This is a genomic window from Streptomyces violaceoruber (assembly GCF_033406955.1).
Lineage (GTDB): Bacteria > Actinomycetota > Actinomycetes > Streptomycetales > Streptomycetaceae > Streptomyces > Streptomyces violaceoruber.
Map to the genome: position 1 here is coordinate 1,501,716 of NZ_CP137734.1, position 13,960 is coordinate 1,515,675.

Below are 13,960 nucleotides of genomic sequence, written 5' to 3' on the forward strand. Positions count from 1 at the left end.
GGAGGCGGTCCGACGGGGCGGTTTCCGGAGCCATGGACGACCCTGCGCACGTCTCACCCGGCTCGGCCGGTCCTGGACCTGGCTCATGGGATCGGCCGTCGCCACACTGGTCCCCGGCGTCCTGGTCCTGGTCTGGCCGGAGGCGACCCCGCATTTCCTGGCCGTCCTCGTCGGCCTGTACCTGCTGCTGACCGGTGTGTTCCGGTTCGTAGCCGTCTTCGCGCGGGAGGGACACGAGCGGCTGCCCGGGCTCCTGCTGACCGTGCTGTACCTGCTGGCCGGGGTGCTGTGTCTGCGCAACCCGCTGCAGACCATCGCCGCGCTGTCACTGATCGTCGGCATGGTCTGGCTGGTGTCCGGCGTCCTCACCCTCTACGCCGCCCTGGTCACCCAGAACCTGCCGCACCGCGGCCTGGTCACGGGGATGGCGGTACTGGCGGTCGTCGCCGGGATCGTCGTCCTCGCGCTGCCCGCGGAGTCAGCCCGTGCCCTGATCCGGCTTCTCGGCCTGTGGCTGGTCCTGCTGGGGCTGGCCGAGGCGGTGGCCGCCCTGGGGTGGCGGTCCGCGCTGCGCGGGGCACGCCCGCCGAAGGCAGGAACGCCCGCAGCCATGACCTGACCACGGGCCGGTGGAAGGAACATCGATGGCCCCGACCACCCCGGCCGGATCGCCCGACTCCGGCGGGCCTGGCGCCCGCTCCCCCGCCCTGTCGGCCGGTGAGCGGGCGGAGTACGAGCTTCTGCGCCGGCAGGCGTCGGTACGGCACCGGCGGGCCCGCGTCGCCGGCTCCTCGGTCCTTCTCCTGCTGACTCTGTTGCTCGCCCCCTTGGCCGTGGTCGCGGCTTGAGTGCATGACACCGTCTCCGACACCGACCGGTACGTGGCGACCGTGACGCCGCTGGCGTCCGCACCGGCCGTGCAGGACGCCTCGACCGACCGGCTCACCGACCGGACACCGGATCCACGGGACGTCTGCTGGCGAAGCACCGGACGTGGGCCACCGGCGCCGTCGTGGAGCGTTGACGTTGTTGTTCAGGAACGACCCCGCGGTTACCACGGTGGCGCTCGTCCTCGGGATCACCTCAGCCGCCCTGATCGCCATGGCGGTCCTGGCGGCAGCCGCGGGACCTGCGGCCAGCTCACCCGTGCCGGGTGATGCCGGGCGCTGAGTCCCATGACCACCCTGAGGTCGGTACGCAACGACGGCCCGCCCGGGACGGAGGACGGACATGAACGCGCAGACCTACCTGGCGTACGACTACCCCTTGCTCAACATGTTCTGGACGATGCTTCTGGTCTTCCTGTGGATCATGTGGTTCGTCCTGCTCTTCCGGGTCATCGGTGACATCTTCCGCGACGACCGGCTGAGCGGCTGGGCCAAGACCGGCTGGCTGGTGTTCTGCCTCCTCCTGCCTTTCCTCGGCGTATTCGTCTACGTCATCGCACGCGGGAAGAACATGGGCCGCCGGGAGACGGAACACGCCGGCGCCCGCCAGGAGGAGTTCAACGCCTACATCAGGAAGACCGCGAGCGGCGGACGGCGCTCCAGCGTCGACGAACTGGCCCGGCTCTCCGAGATCCGCGATCAGGGTGCCATCACGGACGAGGAGTTCCGCAGGGCGAAGGAGCTGGTCCTGAGCGGCCACGGCCCGGCGGAACACGCGGGCCGGGCTCCCACCACATCCAGCCCTTCCGCCCGCTGACCATCCGCACGCCACGAATCGAGGCGCACGATGACCGCCACACACACCCGGCCGACGCACTCGTCGAGGCAGGCGTGGGCGACCGGCCTGACCGTCTTCGCCGCCGTCATGCTCCTGCTCGTCGGCCTTCTCGACACCCTCCGGGGCATCATGGCCATTGCCGAGGACGACGTCTTCGTCACCACACCCGACTACATCTTCCAGTTCGACCTCACCAGCTGGGGCTGGATCCACCTCGTCCTGGGCATACTCGCCGTGATCATCGGCGCCGGGCTGCTCAGGATCGCGACGTGGGCGCGCGTGTCCGGCGTGGTCATCGCCGCACTCGTGATCCTCGCCAACTTCCTCTCCATGCCGTACTACCCGCTGTGGTCCGTCGTGATGATCACCATGTCGGGCTTCATCATCTGGGCCCTGAGCGTGATCAAGCCCGGCGGCAACCTCTACGACCTGTCCGGGGAACGCAGCCCTGACTAGACGTGTGACAGAGCGAAAGAGCAACACGTGGATGCACGAGGCGCGGACACGAGCAGGCGGCGCGTAAGGGGCGTACCGCCCGGGAGCGAGGGCGGCACCGCTCTCGCCCGCATCGCCCTGCTGGCTCTGTCGGCCTGCATCCTGGTGCCGCTCGTTACCGCCGGGCTGCGCAGCGTGCTGTGGGCTTTGACAGGCATCGCGGGACTCGCGCTCGCGGCCGTCGGCGTGTGGTGGGCCCTGGCTCATACCGGTGTCGCCCGCATCATCGGAACAGCACTGTCGGTGGCCGCGCCGTTCAGCGTTCTCGCGCTCCACGCCGCGGCCGGCCTGCTGGGTCCCGCCCTGCTGTCGTCCGCCCTTCTGGCACTGGCCGTCGCCGCCGCACGCCGTGCCCTGGCCCCCGCCTCCTCCCCCTGCGAAGAGGCCGCCGGAACGCCCCGCCACCCCTGGGTGCTCGTGAACCGCCGGTCCGGCGGCGGCAAGGCCGAGCGGGTCCGCCTGGCGGACAAGGCACGGGCCGCAGGGTGCCGTGTGCACGTGCTCGACCCCGGCCAGGACGTCACCGCGCTGGCCCGGCAGGCCGTCGCCGACGGAGCGGACCTGCTGGGGGTGACGGGTGACGACGGCGCCCAGGCTCTGGTCGCCGATGTCGCTGCCCGCCATGACGTGCCGTTCGCAGTGATCCCGGCCGGAACCCGCAACCACTTCGCCCTTGACCTCGGCCTCGACCGCGACGATCCGGTGGCGGCGTTGGAAGCCCTGACGGGAGGTGTGGAACTACGCGTCGACCTGGGGTACGCCGCTGACCGCGTCTTCGTCAACAACACCTCGTTCGGCACGTACGCGGCCGTCGTCGACGACCCCGCCTACCGGGACGCGAAGGCCCGTACGATCCTGCAGAAGCTCCCCAGACTGCTCACCGGCGAGGCCGCGCTCGCCTTGCGGATGACAGCCGGCGGTCGACGCGTCACCGGCCTCAAGGCCGTGCTAGTCGGCAACAACTCCTACGGGCGCGCCATTGACGCAGCCCGCCCGGGGCGCAGGGAGAGGCTGGACGCGGGGCTCCTGGGAGTGGTGTGCATCCGGGTCGGCAGCACCGCCGAAGCCGCACGCCTGGCGAGCCGGCCGCGCTCCGGCGGCCTCGTCCGGCTCAGCGCCGGCGAGGTCACCATCGAGACCGACACCGCCACGACGCCGGTCGGTCTCGACGGTGAACACGTCCTTCTGCCCTGTCCTGTGGTGTGCCGCAGCGCGCCCGGAGCCCTACGGGTCCGCGTGCCACGCCACCGCCCTGTTAAGCCGAAGCCCCGCAGGACAGCGACCGACTGGCCTCGCGTGACCCGGCTGGCACTGGGACGACCGCTCCCGCGCCCGAAGCAACCGGGCCTCGACGAAGGGACAGATGCGAAAACTCCCGCGGCGGGCGCCGCACCTTCAGTAGGGCCGTCCGTACACCGAAGCAACACCGATCGTAGGGGGAGCGAGATGAGGAGCACCTCATGACTCAGCCAAGCACGGAAAAGACGCACAGGTCGCTTCTTTCCCGCCCTGCCGTCCGCCGCCTCGTACCGTTCGCCCTGATCACTGCGATCGCTCTGGTCTTCATCTTCGAGAACCGGTCGAGCGTCGAGATCCGCCTCCTCATTCCCATGGTCACGATGCCCCTGTGGGGTGCCCTCCTGATCGCCTGGGCGCTTGGCGTCCTCGCCTGCGTCTTCACCGTGCGCCGACGGTCGAGCCGGCACTCACGACGACGGGGCTGACCGTGGCTCACGCCTAGTCCTCAGGTACAGCACGCGTTCCGCACGGTTCTGCTGCCGGGCTTCTGCACCCGCCGGGGGGCGCTTGGCGTCGCCGGACCGCGATCGGCCCTCAAGGCGCTTGTGGCCCCCGCGAGCTGCCGAGCGCGTGGGCCCAGGCCAGCAGTTCGGGAGCGTCCAGTGACGGTAACCACCCGTCAGCCCGGGTGGCGCCGTCGCCCTGCGGCCGGGGACCGACGCCCAGGACCCGCAGGCTTGCCCGGCGGGCCGCTTCCACACCGGTCAGGGAGTCCTCCACCGCCAGCGCCCGGTGCGGGGGGACACCGCAGAGCCGGGCCGCCACGGCGTACACGTCGGGATGCGGCTTGGGGCGCACCCGGTCCCCGGCGTCGGGGACGACGAGGTACTGGAAGTGCCCGAGCAGCCCGGCCCGCTCCAAGCTGCCCTCGACCACCACCCTCGGGCAGTTGCTGGCCACCGCCAGCGGCAGGCGGCCGGAGAGCAGCCGTACGAGCCGGACCGCACCCGGCATCGTCACCGGCTCGTCGGTGACCAGTGCCAGGAAGTGGTCGAGTAGCGCGGCTGTCAGGTTCTCGGCCAGTTCGGGTTTGTGCACGGACCGCGCCATGAGCCGGCCGCAGTCCTCGTAGTGCAGGCCAAGGGCCTGCTCCGCGAACCCGGGCGGTGGCTGAAGGCCGTGCTCCCGGAAGGCCCGGCCGCGAGCCTCCTGCCAGTGGCGTTCGCTGTCCATCAGGGTGCCGTCGCAGTCGAAGACAACGGCTTCGGGCGACCAGTCGAGCAGATCGTGGACCGAGGTGGTCACTTGGGCCTCCCATGCTTTCGCATGTATGTGGCGTTCCCGTCTCCGCAGGAAACGGAAAGATAGTTTCCGCTACGTTATTTCCGCCCAGGCAAATCGGGCAATAGCCCTTTTCAGTGACTCGATGGGTGCCGGAAACAGACGGGTACCTGTGCGGCGACCCGCCTGGCGCAGCCGTGGAGGACGTCAACGCCACGTGTCTGCCCGGCGGTTGGCACGCACGCTTGACCGTGCAAGGCCGGGAGCGTCGTGCCCCATTACCACTCGCACGCGTTCGCATTCGAAAGAACTGCGTAATTGCCGTCCGAAAGTGCCCGTTTGGGCTCCGGGCGTACGCTGGCGCACTAAATTCGTGGCTCGATACCTGACATCAGAACAGACGAGGGCGGACGGAACGTTGCAGGAACGGGCGAAGGCAACCCGCAGATCACTGCTGGAAGCGGCAGCCCAACTGTTCGCCGAACACGGATACGCGGCCACCAGCGTCAACGACATAAGCGCGAGGTCGGGCCGGACCAGCGGCGCGGTCTACTTCCACTACACCAGCAAAGAAGGAATCGCCGTCGCCGTCGTTGAGGACCGGTTCGCCACCTGGCCCGAGCTCGCAGCACGCTATGGAGACGAGACCGTAACGCCGCTCGAACGACTCGTCGCCCTCAGCTACGACATCGCCCACGCCCTCACCCAGGACCCCGTAGCGCGCGCCGGTGCCCGTCTGTGGACCGAGCGTACCGTCATCAAAGCCCCCATCCCCGACCCGTTCGCGCTCTGGACCGCCGCCACCACGCGCCTGCTCGCGCAGGCCCGGCTGGCAGGGCACGTCAACGGGGGTATACGCCCCGCCCGCGCGGCCCGCACCCTGGTGCCCGCCTTCTTCGGCCTGTGCACCCTCACCGAGGCACTCGAGGGCACGACCGCCCTCGACGACCGCCTGACCGACTGGTGGTACCTGACCCTCAGAGGGTTCGTCGGGGACTGTGACGTTCTTGCACGAGTGGAGGCTGGCTCACTCGCCGCCGGACGCCAGCCTCTGCCCTCGGTGACGCCTTATGACTAGACACCGGGCAGGGCCCCACCAGCCGAACTCATCATCGGCCGTGGGCAAGCCCGGCAGCTTTCCTGGCCGGCGCTCAGCCTTCGATGTGGTAGCGGCTCTGGGACACGGCGGCTTGACGGATCTTGGTGGTGAATTGGGGGGTCCGGGCGATCCGGTCGACGCCGCCGGCCTTGTTGCGGTGGAGGACGCTTTGACGACCCGATCGAGAGGGAAGCCGAGGTTGCGGTAGTGGCTGGCTCGGCGCTCGTAGTAGTAGCCGCCCGCCTGGCCGAGGCACCTCCGCCGCGGGCAGCAGGTCCGCCACGTCCGGCTTCACGTACCACTTCTTCGTCGTCTTCACGTTGGTGTGCCCGCCCACCTGACGAGCAGGTGGTCCGGCACCCCTTGTTGGCCAGGTACGTGAGGCAAGACGCCCGAGCATCGTACAGACGGACCCTGCGAAGGCCGTTTGCGTCCATTATCTTGCAGGCCCGCTGTGCCGGACCGACTGTGTCTGCAGGGCATCTTGTACGTCCTGCATCAGGACATCGCCTGGCAACTTCTGCCCCTGGAGCTGGGGTTCGGCTCCGGACAGAGGTGCTGGCGGCGCCTGGACCGCTGGCAGAAGGCCGGGGTCTTCAAAGGGTTGCACCGCCTTCTGCTCGCCAACAAAGCGCCCTGAGATCACTGCACCCGCCCAGGACACCCCGACGGCCGCGTCTCCTCGGTGACAGAAGACTCAGCTCGCCGATCCGCGCAAAGTATCCCTTCGGTGTTCGCCCGTCACCGGTCACGAGACGTGCGGGCCGCCAAGGTAGCGTCCGTCGGCGTCGAACGGCCAGGCGTTCGCCACGCACCCCTTCAGCCCCTTGATCTGCTGCATCATCGCCGGTGCGGGCCGACCCGTACCGGGACAGGTCTCGTGACCGTGCCCGATGCGGTGCCCGACCTCGCGGTTGATGATGAGCGCCCGGTACTCCTCGACCGGTCCGTCGAACTCCGGCGAACCGAGCAGCCAGCGCCGCAGATTCACCACCACGGTGCGGCCGACACTGCAATTGACCTCACCGTGCGTGTCCAGGCCGGCCGACCCGCACAGACAGTCCACCGTGTGGGGCGTGGCGATCTTGACGACGAAGTCGCGCGGCCCCGAGGCCACGAGCCGGAACGAGTCCACGCCGTCGCTGCCCCAGCCGCGCGGATCCCCCAGGATCCCGGCGATCTCCCGCGCCGCAGCGTCCGCCACGACGCCGCTGCCGTCCTCGACCTGCACCTGGTAGCGCCGCAGCCGCGCTCCCGTGCCGACCACCCGGCCTTCGGCGGCCGCGGTGACGAACGTGCCGGGACCGACCTCCGGCACCGCCGCCGCACCCCGCACGCCGTCCCCGGCAAGCGACGCCGCGTCGGGGGACCGCAGGCAACGGGCAAGGGCTCGCACGGCCTTGCTGTGCCGCCAGTGGCCGTACGCGCTTCCACAACTCAGCAGCACACCGCCGGCCACCACGCAGGCGAGCCACGTTCGCCCCATCCGGCTCCGGACGGTGCGCCCCTGACCGGACCCCCACCGCCGCACAGACCACACCCCCTCATGGTTCAGACCAATACGTCGACCTTAGCCGACCGTAAGCCCAGCCCAACGGGCCCGGCGCCCGCCGCCCCCGCGCGTCGCACCGGAGCCGATATGTCTGCCGAGTGCCCTGGAAGGTCAGCAACATGGGCGAAGGTACTGGCCGCGTTCGTACTCCTCGTACTCATGCCGCTGGTGATCTGGTTCCTGGCCAGTTTCCCGGGATCCGGCGCGTTTGCGTGGTGACGTCGGCAGTCCCGGCCCAGGACCATGGCCCGCGCCCCCGGCAGGTGCACCCACGCTTGCGTACATTCGCACCGCCGCGAGCGGTCCAGCGGAAGCCGGGCAGACCATACTTGACGCTGCGGGAGTGTCCCGCCGTGGCCTGGAACGAGAGGGTGGCAAGCCGGTGAGCAGCGACACCAAGGGGCTGAAGAAGGTCGATGTACGGCTCAAGTGGGATCCGAGTCCCTGGGACCGGCCGCCTCACCATCTCGACATCATTGCCACGACCTACGCCGCGGACGCACCGCACGGCCGCCCCGTCTACGTCGTCCAGTTCGACAAGCGATCGCCGGACGGGACCATCAACATGAGTCGGCACAGCCGGACCGGTCAGGGTTTCGGCTTCGTCGAGGAGATGACGTTCGAACTCGACCGTCTGTCGCCCTCCTTCGCCCGCGTGATCGTGGGAGTGGCGATCCACCAGGACAACGGACACAAGACCTTCGACGACGTCTCGAACACCGGGGTGGTCGTCGCCGAGGGGTACAGGGAACTTCTGACGGACGACTTCGAGCGGGTCGCCGGGGCCACCGCCGCCACGGTGGCGGAGTTCACCCGCAACGCCTCCGGCGCCTGGGAGTTCCGAGAGGCGGTCCGAGGCTTCGACAGTGACCCCGTCCTCTTCGCCACGGAGATGGGCAGCGCACCACGGCCCTGACCGCGCGACGGCACGTACTCGTACACCACCGAGAGCCTTGAGGAGCCCGAAGGGGCCGGTCACCGGAACATTCGGCCCCAAGTTGCACCAGCCGGACCGTCACAGCAGACCCGCCACAAAGCGGAGGCCCGTCACAGACCTGGAGCGAGTCAACACGGCACCCGGAACTGTCGAGCCACCGGTGGGGCCGAGTGACCGACGCCGCAACGCGGCATCAACGACACCGCGAAGTTCTCAGCAGTCGTCCGAGGTTGGGAGCACCGGTTCGGTGCTCGTGGCGTAGCGGTCGGCTTCTCCACGCTGCACCTCGGCGTCGCCTCGCCTCCAGCGGATGAGCACGAGGCTCTCCTTGTCGCAGCCGAGCACTTCGCCTTCTGCCCGGACAACATGTGGCAGGGCAACAGGCCGTACACACTGGCCGCATACGCCGAGCGGATCACTGGTGTCCACCACGGGACTTCTGGTGGGACTGATCCGCTGTCCGGAAGACGTTCGCCTGGGAAGTGGCCTTGAGAGTGCGGTGCTGGATTGTCAGGCGACGGACAGTCTGTGCCACCGGTGACTGCAGCCGCCGGAGCAGAAGCGCTCGCGACGCCGTCCATCGGCGATCGCGAGCACCGCGATCAGCAGCCGGAACGCCTTGCGGCGCTCGTCGAGAGGCGCGAGACCGGCGACCTTTCCCAATTGCTCGTCTATACGGCCTCGTGAGATCAGCACTGCGGGTGTATGAGTCAGGCGCAGCCCGGCACGACGGATGCTCTCTGGTGCGTCCTCCGTGACTGCGCGCGCCTGGACGCAGTGATGGCGCAGGAACAGCAGCACCTCGGACTGTTCTTCCTGGCCGAGGCCGTCGAACCATTCGATGCCCTCTGACATCGGGCGCAGCCCCTGCGCGAGCTCGTTGAGCAGGACATCGCGCTCTTTCACGACTGCCTCTTGTGGGATAGACGCCGCACCGCAGCGGTGTTCAGGATTCCGAGCAGCACCGCCAGATCGGCCGCGCCTTCTGCGTCGTCGGCCCAGCGGGTGGTCTGCAGTGGGGGGACCTGGTCGAGCAGGACGCCTTCGCGTGCCAGGACGTAGGCCAACGCCAGCATGGCCGCGCGGGCGTTGCCGTCCTCGAACGGATGGAAGAAGAGGATGTCGAGGTAGGTCCGGGCAGCGCGTGACGGGAGGGGCAGATCAGGTTGAGAGCGATCGGACAGACAGCGCTCGAACAGCGCCTGCGTATCCGGTGCAAGACCGTAGCGCTCCCGTCGGCCCTTCGCGAAGGCCGGCATCGTGCGGAAACCGACGAGGTCGTGGCCCAGCACAGCCCGCTGCCACTTCGCCATGAGGGCGAAGGTCAGCGGCCTGCCCTGCTCAGCGTCGGCGAAGGCCACTTCAAGGGCGGTCAGGACCCGCGCGGTTCCCTCACTGTCACGTCCGCCTCGCGTTGCCATGAAGAAATTCCGGAAGCAGTCGCGGGCCGGCGCTTTCGAGACGAGGCGTGCGCCGCGCCAGGGCGGCCAGGAGATCTCCGGCCGGATGAGCAGCCAGTCGGCAAGGCTGTCGTTCGGTTGGCCGGGCCCGGAACTCATCTGATGCCACCCACGCCTATGGCGAACCGCGAACTCACGGCGTCGACCACCGAAACGTCAGGTGCGATCCAACTGCCGAACCGGCCGCCGACCGCGTTCTTGACGATCTCCTCGGTCTGACCCTCATCGATGCCGTTGTAGGCGAGAAACCATCGGAGGACTTGCATGCAATGCCCGTACCAGCCGCTCTCGGCCTGGGTGCGATCAGCCACCACGGTGACCAGGCGCGTGCACGCCCGCTCCCAGTGCCAGAGGTCCGCCGAAGACACCGGCGTGCTGTCCGGTGGAGCCAGGACCGCGAACCGCTCCGTCAGGTCCTCAAGCCAGCCACGCCATTCCTGAAGAGCCTCGATGACCAGCGGGGCAGTCGCACCCGGGGTTGTCACGGAGTCGGATGAACAGCACCACACCTCGACGACGCCTCCGTCGACGTCACCCTCGCCGACCGACCAGTTCCATCCGCAGGCCCATCGGCCGTACCGGCCCGCCAGGAACTCGGTGACGGGATCCAGCGAACGCCGGCGATCCTCGCGAGCGACGTCGGCGTTGGGCAGTAAGGGCGCGACAAGGCTCGCCACCTTCTCCGCCGCATCGGCGTCCATCTCGAACGGATGCTGAGCCGGATCCACTTCCGCCCACGTCAGGGTACGTGCCCACAGTTCACTCACCGTCCCACTCTCTCTTGCGTGGCCGCCCCGACTCCACTCCATATCGAGTGGCCGGCTCATCGGCGGGAAACGATCTCCGGCTGACTGGGAAGCGATCTTCAACCGCCTCTGTCCCGTCTGGTCAGACGTACTCGTGAACAGCCCATGCGGGGAGGCCGCTTGAGGTTGAATCTGGGGACTTGGCCTGAACTGTGACGGCCCCTGATCGTCGGCAACGCCCGTGACGGGACACTTCGGTCAAAGATCTCGAGAGTCAGACCCCGAACGGGATGGCACTGCACAACCGTCCCATCGCCCCGGAGCACCAGCCTGCTCCGACCACAGCCGGATGACTTCGGCCGAACCAGCGCCCAACCCAACCTGGACGGGCTGAAGGTGGCGAGGAGTGCGGTCAGCGCCGCGTACCTGACCACCGGGTCGCTCCCGACACCCGATTCGGGCGTCGGGAAGAGCAGGCAGAGGGTCGTGAGTGCCCCCGCCGCCAGCGCCGCCGTCCCTGTCACCCGGCACCACCAGGTCGCACGCCGCGGCAGCGCCGTACGGTCGTCGTCGTTCATGGTTTCCCCCCAGGACAGCCCGGCCGGAGGCGCGGCACGGTGCCTTCCCCCGGCGAACTGCCTCTCGCCTGTGTTCGATCCGGCGACAGGGTACGCCCTGAATCCGCCGGCGAGTCGGCGGTGGCAGATGAGGGAGCAGGCGATGCTGGTGAAGGCCAGGAAGTGGTCGGCCTTGCGTTCGTAGCGGTGGTGGAGTCGTCGGCCGCCGGCGAGCCAGGACATGGTGCGTCCGATGGTCCAGCGGTGGCGGCCGCGTGGCTGTGAGGTCTCGATGCCTTTGCGCGCGACGCGGTGCCGGATTCCGCGTCGGGACAGTCATCGCCGCGGGTGGCCCCGTCGGTTGTCGGAGCGCATCAAGACCGGTTGTGGTGAGGCGAAGTCAGGTAGTGCTGTCGCAGCAGTTCCCTGCCGTAGTCGTTGCCGTTGGGAGTGCGGATGACCGAATGGACGTGGAGCTGGGTGGGGTCGCCGCCCTGGGTCGCACCATAGGCGCCGGTGAGCGGGCCGGGTCCCTGGCAGTCGACCTCGACCCAGACGACGGGGCTGTGCACACGGACGTAGAAGGCCGAATCGTCGGCGATACCGCCGGCCCAGGTGACATACGTGTCGGCGAGGTGCCGGGAGACCTCCGCCATCTTGGTCCTGGCAACGTCGGCCTTGGCACGGCTGACGAACACCTCGACCACGGCGAGGAGTTTCTTCTTCTGGGCGGCACTGAGCCCGTCCCCGCTCAGGCCCTCGTACGCCTGTACCGCGTTGTCGGAGAACGTTCCGGCTTTCATCGACTCGTTCGACTTGGTCGAGGACGGACGCCCACCCGTCGATCGCCGCCTTCGGTGGCATGTTCCTTCTGATGATCTTCCTCGACTTCATCTTCGAGGACCGGGACATCAAGTGGCTGGCCTGGCTGGAGCGTCCGCTGGCCAAGCTCGGCAAGGTCGACATGCTGTCGGTCTGCATCGCCCTGGTCGTGCTGCTCGTCTCCGCGATCACCTTCGGCGCCCACGCCCACCAGCACGGCGGCGCCCATGCCGACAAGGCGGAGACGGTCCTGCTCGCGGGCATCGCGGGCCTGATCACCTACATGATCGTCGGTGGTCTCTCCGGCTACTTCGAGGACAAACTCGAAGAGGAGGAGGAACGGGAGCACGAGGAGGAAGAGGAAGCCGCGCGCACCGGCAAGCCCAAGTCGGCCGTCAGGCTGGCGGGCAAGGCCGCGTTCTTCATGTTCCTCTACCTGGAGGTCCTGGACGCCTCCTTCTCCTTCGACGGCGTCATCGGCGCCTTCGCCATCACCAACGACATCGTCCTGATGGCCCTCGGCCTGGGCATCGGCGCCATGTACGTCCGGTCGCTCACGGTCTACCTGGTCCGCCAGGGCACCCTCGACGACTACGTCTACCTGGAGCACGGCGCCCACTACGCCATCGTCGCCCTCGCCGTGATCCTGCTGGTCACCATCCAGTACGAGATCCACGAGATCATCACCGGCCTCGTCGGCGTCGCCCTGATCGGCTGGTCCTTCTTCTCCTCGGTGCGCCGCAACCGCGCACTGGCGGCGGCAGAGGGTGAGAGCAAAGCGAACGAGACCGAAGCGGTTCTCACCTCATAAGCGCCATTGCGGCGCCCAGCTCTGGTGGCCGACCGGTGAGGAGACGATGCGGCTGGGTCCACACGAGGGCCCAGCCGCCGGGTCGTTCATGGCATCGAGGCTCAGACCGGATCGGTGGCGTGACGCCGCCCCGGCCGGGTGACGCTGTTCAACCTGGAGAACGCCCTCGCCCTGGCGCGGCGCGCTGTGGCCGCCGTCCCACAGAGTGATCCTGAGTACCTTCACGGGCTCACCGCCCTGGTTGGCGTCCCGTCCGTGCACAGGCAAAGGCAATTCCACCCGCAGCACGCCGACATCGACGAGGGCCGGCACAGACTGCTGACCGCGTCGGCGCGCCGACGCGGCAGTCGCCTGTCCGATCTTCTCGGTTCCCTGCAGCGCGGCCTCTCCGACAACCGCGACGACATCGCGCTGATCGCGTTCAGAGCCGATCCACCAGGCTGAGAAGCCGAACTCCGCCGGTCGGTTCCATGCAGGGGATCCGATGGGCAGTTTGTCGGTGAGATATCATGTACGGGGGGTAAAAACAGGCACACGGTCTGTTGGTTCTCAGCCCGGGAGAGTCCAGCCGATGGCGAGGCAGCTACGCGCCGAACGGACCCGCGCGACGATTGTCCGTGCGGCGGCCGACCTGTTCGACCGCCACGGCTACGAGTCGACCAGTCTGAGCGAGATCGTCGCCCACGCCGGGGTCACCAAGGGCGCCCTGTACTTCCACTTCGCGGCGAAGGAAGACCTCGCGCACGCCATCATGGAGATGCAGTCCCGCACCTTTCGCCGGCTGGCGAACGACCTGGACGGGCGGGGCTACTCCTCGCTGGAGGCGCTGATGCGCCTCACGTTCGGCATGGCCCGGGTCTACGAGGAAGGGCCGGTTCTGCGGGCCGGAACGCGGCTGGCCACCGCGGGCGTACCGGTACGGCCGCCCCTGCCGCACCCCTTCACCGACTGGCGGGAGATCGCCACCTCCCGGCTGCTGGACGCGGTGCGGCAGTCCGACGTGCACCAGGACATCGACGTCGACTCCGTCGCCCACACCCTCGTCTCGTCCGTCGTCGGCACTTGCGTCGTGGGCGGCACCCTCGAACCGGCGGGACGTCAGCCCCGCCGCCTGGCCGAGATGTGGTACATCCTGATCCGGGGCATGGTCCCGGTGACCCGGCGCGCCCGCTACGTCACCCTCGCGGCCCGCCTGGAACAGGAGACGGGCACGACCTGACGGTGTGGTCCTCCGGG

General features: G+C 68.8%; 17 protein-coding genes and 3 pseudogenes. 13 read left to right on the forward strand and 7 right to left on the reverse strand.

Features of this window, described 5'->3' with window-relative positions; translation table 11 throughout:
* Window positions 1-85 precede the first annotated feature (85 nt).
* From R2E43_RS06690 to R2E43_RS06715, 6 genes are all read left to right on the forward strand, one after another.
* Window positions 86-619, forward strand: coding sequence for an HdeD family acid-resistance protein (locus R2E43_RS06690; protein WP_332056010.1), 534 nt, complete (start codon window positions 86-88; stop codon window positions 617-619).
* Between the two features lie 25 nt (window positions 620-644).
* Window positions 645-848: a hypothetical protein gene (locus R2E43_RS06695; protein WP_003972595.1), complete on the forward strand. Its 204-nt coding sequence runs from the start codon at window positions 645-647 to the stop codon at window positions 846-848.
* 382 nt (window positions 849-1,230) lie between these two features.
* Entirely contained in the window at window positions 1,231-1,704 is a 474-nt protein-coding gene (locus R2E43_RS06700; protein ID WP_003972597.1) for an SHOCT domain-containing protein, read from the forward strand.
* Between the two features lie 30 nt (window positions 1,705-1,734).
* Window positions 1,735-2,181 (forward strand): DUF7144 family membrane protein, encoded by a 447-nt coding sequence (locus R2E43_RS06705; protein WP_003972598.1) that lies wholly within the window; start codon window positions 1,735-1,737, stop codon window positions 2,179-2,181.
* A 27-nt stretch (window positions 2,182-2,208) separates the two neighbouring features.
* Entirely contained in the window at window positions 2,209-3,684 is a 1,476-nt protein-coding gene (locus R2E43_RS06710; RefSeq protein ID WP_332056011.1) for a diacylglycerol/lipid kinase family protein, read from the forward strand.
* A complete protein-coding gene (locus tag R2E43_RS06715; protein ID WP_003972600.1) occupies window positions 3,681-3,944 on the forward strand; it encodes a hypothetical protein in 264 nt (87 codons plus the stop codon). The genes R2E43_RS06710 and R2E43_RS06715 overlap by 4 nt, the downstream gene beginning before the upstream one ends.
* Before the next feature lie 109 nt (window positions 3,945-4,053).
* Here the strand turns inward: R2E43_RS06715 and R2E43_RS06720 are convergent, their stop codons facing one another.
* On the reverse strand, window positions 4,054-4,764 hold the full coding sequence (locus tag R2E43_RS06720) for an HAD family hydrolase (protein WP_003972601.1): 711 nt from the start codon (window positions 4,762-4,764) through the stop codon (window positions 4,054-4,056).
* A gap of 394 nt (window positions 4,765-5,158) precedes the next feature.
* Here R2E43_RS06720 and R2E43_RS06725 point away from each other — a divergent pair, with 394 nt between their 5' ends.
* Window positions 5,159-5,818, forward strand: a complete 660-nt coding sequence (locus tag R2E43_RS06725; RefSeq protein ID WP_003972602.1) for a ScbR family autoregulator-binding transcription factor — start codon at window positions 5,159-5,161, stop codon at window positions 5,816-5,818.
* A 466-nt stretch (window positions 5,819-6,284) separates the two neighbouring features.
* Window positions 6,285-6,461: pseudogene (locus tag R2E43_RS06730) on the forward strand (transposase); the annotation flags it as partial.
* A 126-nt stretch (window positions 6,462-6,587) separates the two neighbouring features.
* Here the strand turns inward: R2E43_RS06730 and R2E43_RS06735 are convergent.
* Window positions 6,588-7,325 carry a DUF3152 domain-containing protein gene (locus R2E43_RS06735; RefSeq protein ID WP_332056012.1) on the reverse strand — a complete coding sequence of 246 codons (738 nt, stop codon included), beginning with the start codon at window positions 7,323-7,325 and terminating at the stop codon, window positions 6,588-6,590.
* Between the two features lie 448 nt (window positions 7,326-7,773).
* On the opposite strand from R2E43_RS06735, the gene R2E43_RS06740 reads away from it, so the two are divergent.
* A complete protein-coding gene (locus R2E43_RS06740; protein ID WP_030862984.1) occupies window positions 7,774-8,307 on the forward strand; it encodes a TerD family protein in 534 nt (177 codons plus the stop codon).
* Window positions 8,308-8,520: 213 nt separating this feature from the next.
* A complete protein-coding gene (locus R2E43_RS06745; RefSeq protein WP_106517828.1) occupies window positions 8,521-8,820 on the forward strand; it encodes a DUF4253 domain-containing protein in 300 nt (99 codons plus the stop codon).
* A gap of 18 nt (window positions 8,821-8,838) precedes the next feature.
* Here the strand turns inward: R2E43_RS06745 and R2E43_RS06750 are convergent, their stop codons facing one another.
* The 5 genes and pseudogenes from R2E43_RS06750 to R2E43_RS06770 form a co-directional block, all read right to left on the reverse strand.
* Window positions 8,839-9,234, reverse strand: coding sequence for a DUF5958 family protein (locus tag R2E43_RS06750; RefSeq protein WP_030862982.1), 396 nt, complete (start codon window positions 9,232-9,234; stop codon window positions 8,839-8,841).
* A complete protein-coding gene (locus R2E43_RS06755; RefSeq protein WP_332056013.1) occupies window positions 9,231-9,887 on the reverse strand; it encodes a Fic family protein in 657 nt (218 codons plus the stop codon). The genes R2E43_RS06750 and R2E43_RS06755 overlap by 4 nt, the downstream gene beginning before the upstream one ends.
* Entirely contained in the window at window positions 9,884-10,555 is a 672-nt protein-coding gene (locus R2E43_RS06760) for a hypothetical protein (RefSeq protein ID WP_234328594.1), read from the reverse strand. The genes R2E43_RS06755 and R2E43_RS06760 overlap by 4 nt, the downstream gene beginning before the upstream one ends.
* Window positions 10,556-11,223: 668 nt before the next feature.
* Window positions 11,224-11,427 (reverse strand): annotated as a pseudogene (locus R2E43_RS06765) (IS5/IS1182 family transposase); the annotation flags it as partial.
* Window positions 11,428-11,465: 38 nt separating this feature from the next.
* Window positions 11,466-11,894 carry a DUF3500 domain-containing protein gene (locus R2E43_RS06770; protein WP_003972611.1) on the reverse strand — a complete coding sequence of 143 codons (429 nt, stop codon included), beginning with the start codon at window positions 11,892-11,894 and terminating at the stop codon, window positions 11,466-11,468.
* Between the two features lie 23 nt (window positions 11,895-11,917).
* On the opposite strand from R2E43_RS06770, the pseudogene R2E43_RS06775 reads away from it, so the two are divergent.
* The 3 genes and pseudogenes from R2E43_RS06775 to R2E43_RS06785 all read left to right on the forward strand — a co-directional run.
* Window positions 11,918-12,724, forward strand: a pseudogene (locus tag R2E43_RS06775) (DUF475 domain-containing protein); the annotation flags it as partial.
* A 138-nt stretch (window positions 12,725-12,862) separates the two neighbouring features.
* A complete protein-coding gene (locus R2E43_RS06780) occupies window positions 12,863-13,168 on the forward strand; it encodes a hypothetical protein (RefSeq protein WP_003972613.1) in 306 nt (101 codons plus the stop codon).
* 127 nt (window positions 13,169-13,295) lie between these two features.
* On the forward strand, window positions 13,296-13,943 hold the full coding sequence (locus R2E43_RS06785) for a ScbR family autoregulator-binding transcription factor (protein ID WP_003972614.1): 648 nt from the start codon (window positions 13,296-13,298) through the stop codon (window positions 13,941-13,943).
* Window positions 13,944-13,960: the final 17 nt, after the last annotated feature.

Coding starts and splice junctions, on each gene's coding strand:
- R2E43_RS06785 (WP_003972614.1), top strand. CDS start 13,296: ATGGCGAGGCAGCTACGCGCCGAACGGACCCGCGCGACGATTGTCCGT.
- R2E43_RS06695 (WP_003972595.1), top strand. CDS start 645: ATGGCCCCGACCACCCCGGCCGGATCGCCCGACTCCGGCGGGCCTGGC.
- R2E43_RS06690 (WP_332056010.1), top strand. CDS start 86: ATGGGATCGGCCGTCGCCACACTGGTCCCCGGCGTCCTGGTCCTGGTC.
- R2E43_RS06715 (WP_003972600.1), top strand. CDS start 3,681: ATGACTCAGCCAAGCACGGAAAAGACGCACAGGTCGCTTCTTTCCCGC.
- R2E43_RS06735 (WP_332056012.1), bottom strand. CDS start 7,325: ATGGGGCGAACGTGGCTCGCCTGCGTGGTGGCCGGCGGTGTGCTGCTG.
- R2E43_RS06755 (WP_332056013.1), bottom strand. CDS start 9,887: ATGAGTTCCGGGCCCGGCCAACCGAACGACAGCCTTGCCGACTGGCTG.
- R2E43_RS06705 (WP_003972598.1), top strand. CDS start 1,735: ATGACCGCCACACACACCCGGCCGACGCACTCGTCGAGGCAGGCGTGG.
- R2E43_RS06700 (WP_003972597.1), top strand. CDS start 1,231: ATGAACGCGCAGACCTACCTGGCGTACGACTACCCCTTGCTCAACATG.
- R2E43_RS06770 (WP_003972611.1), bottom strand. CDS start 11,894: ATGAAAGCCGGAACGTTCTCCGACAACGCGGTACAGGCGTACGAGGGC.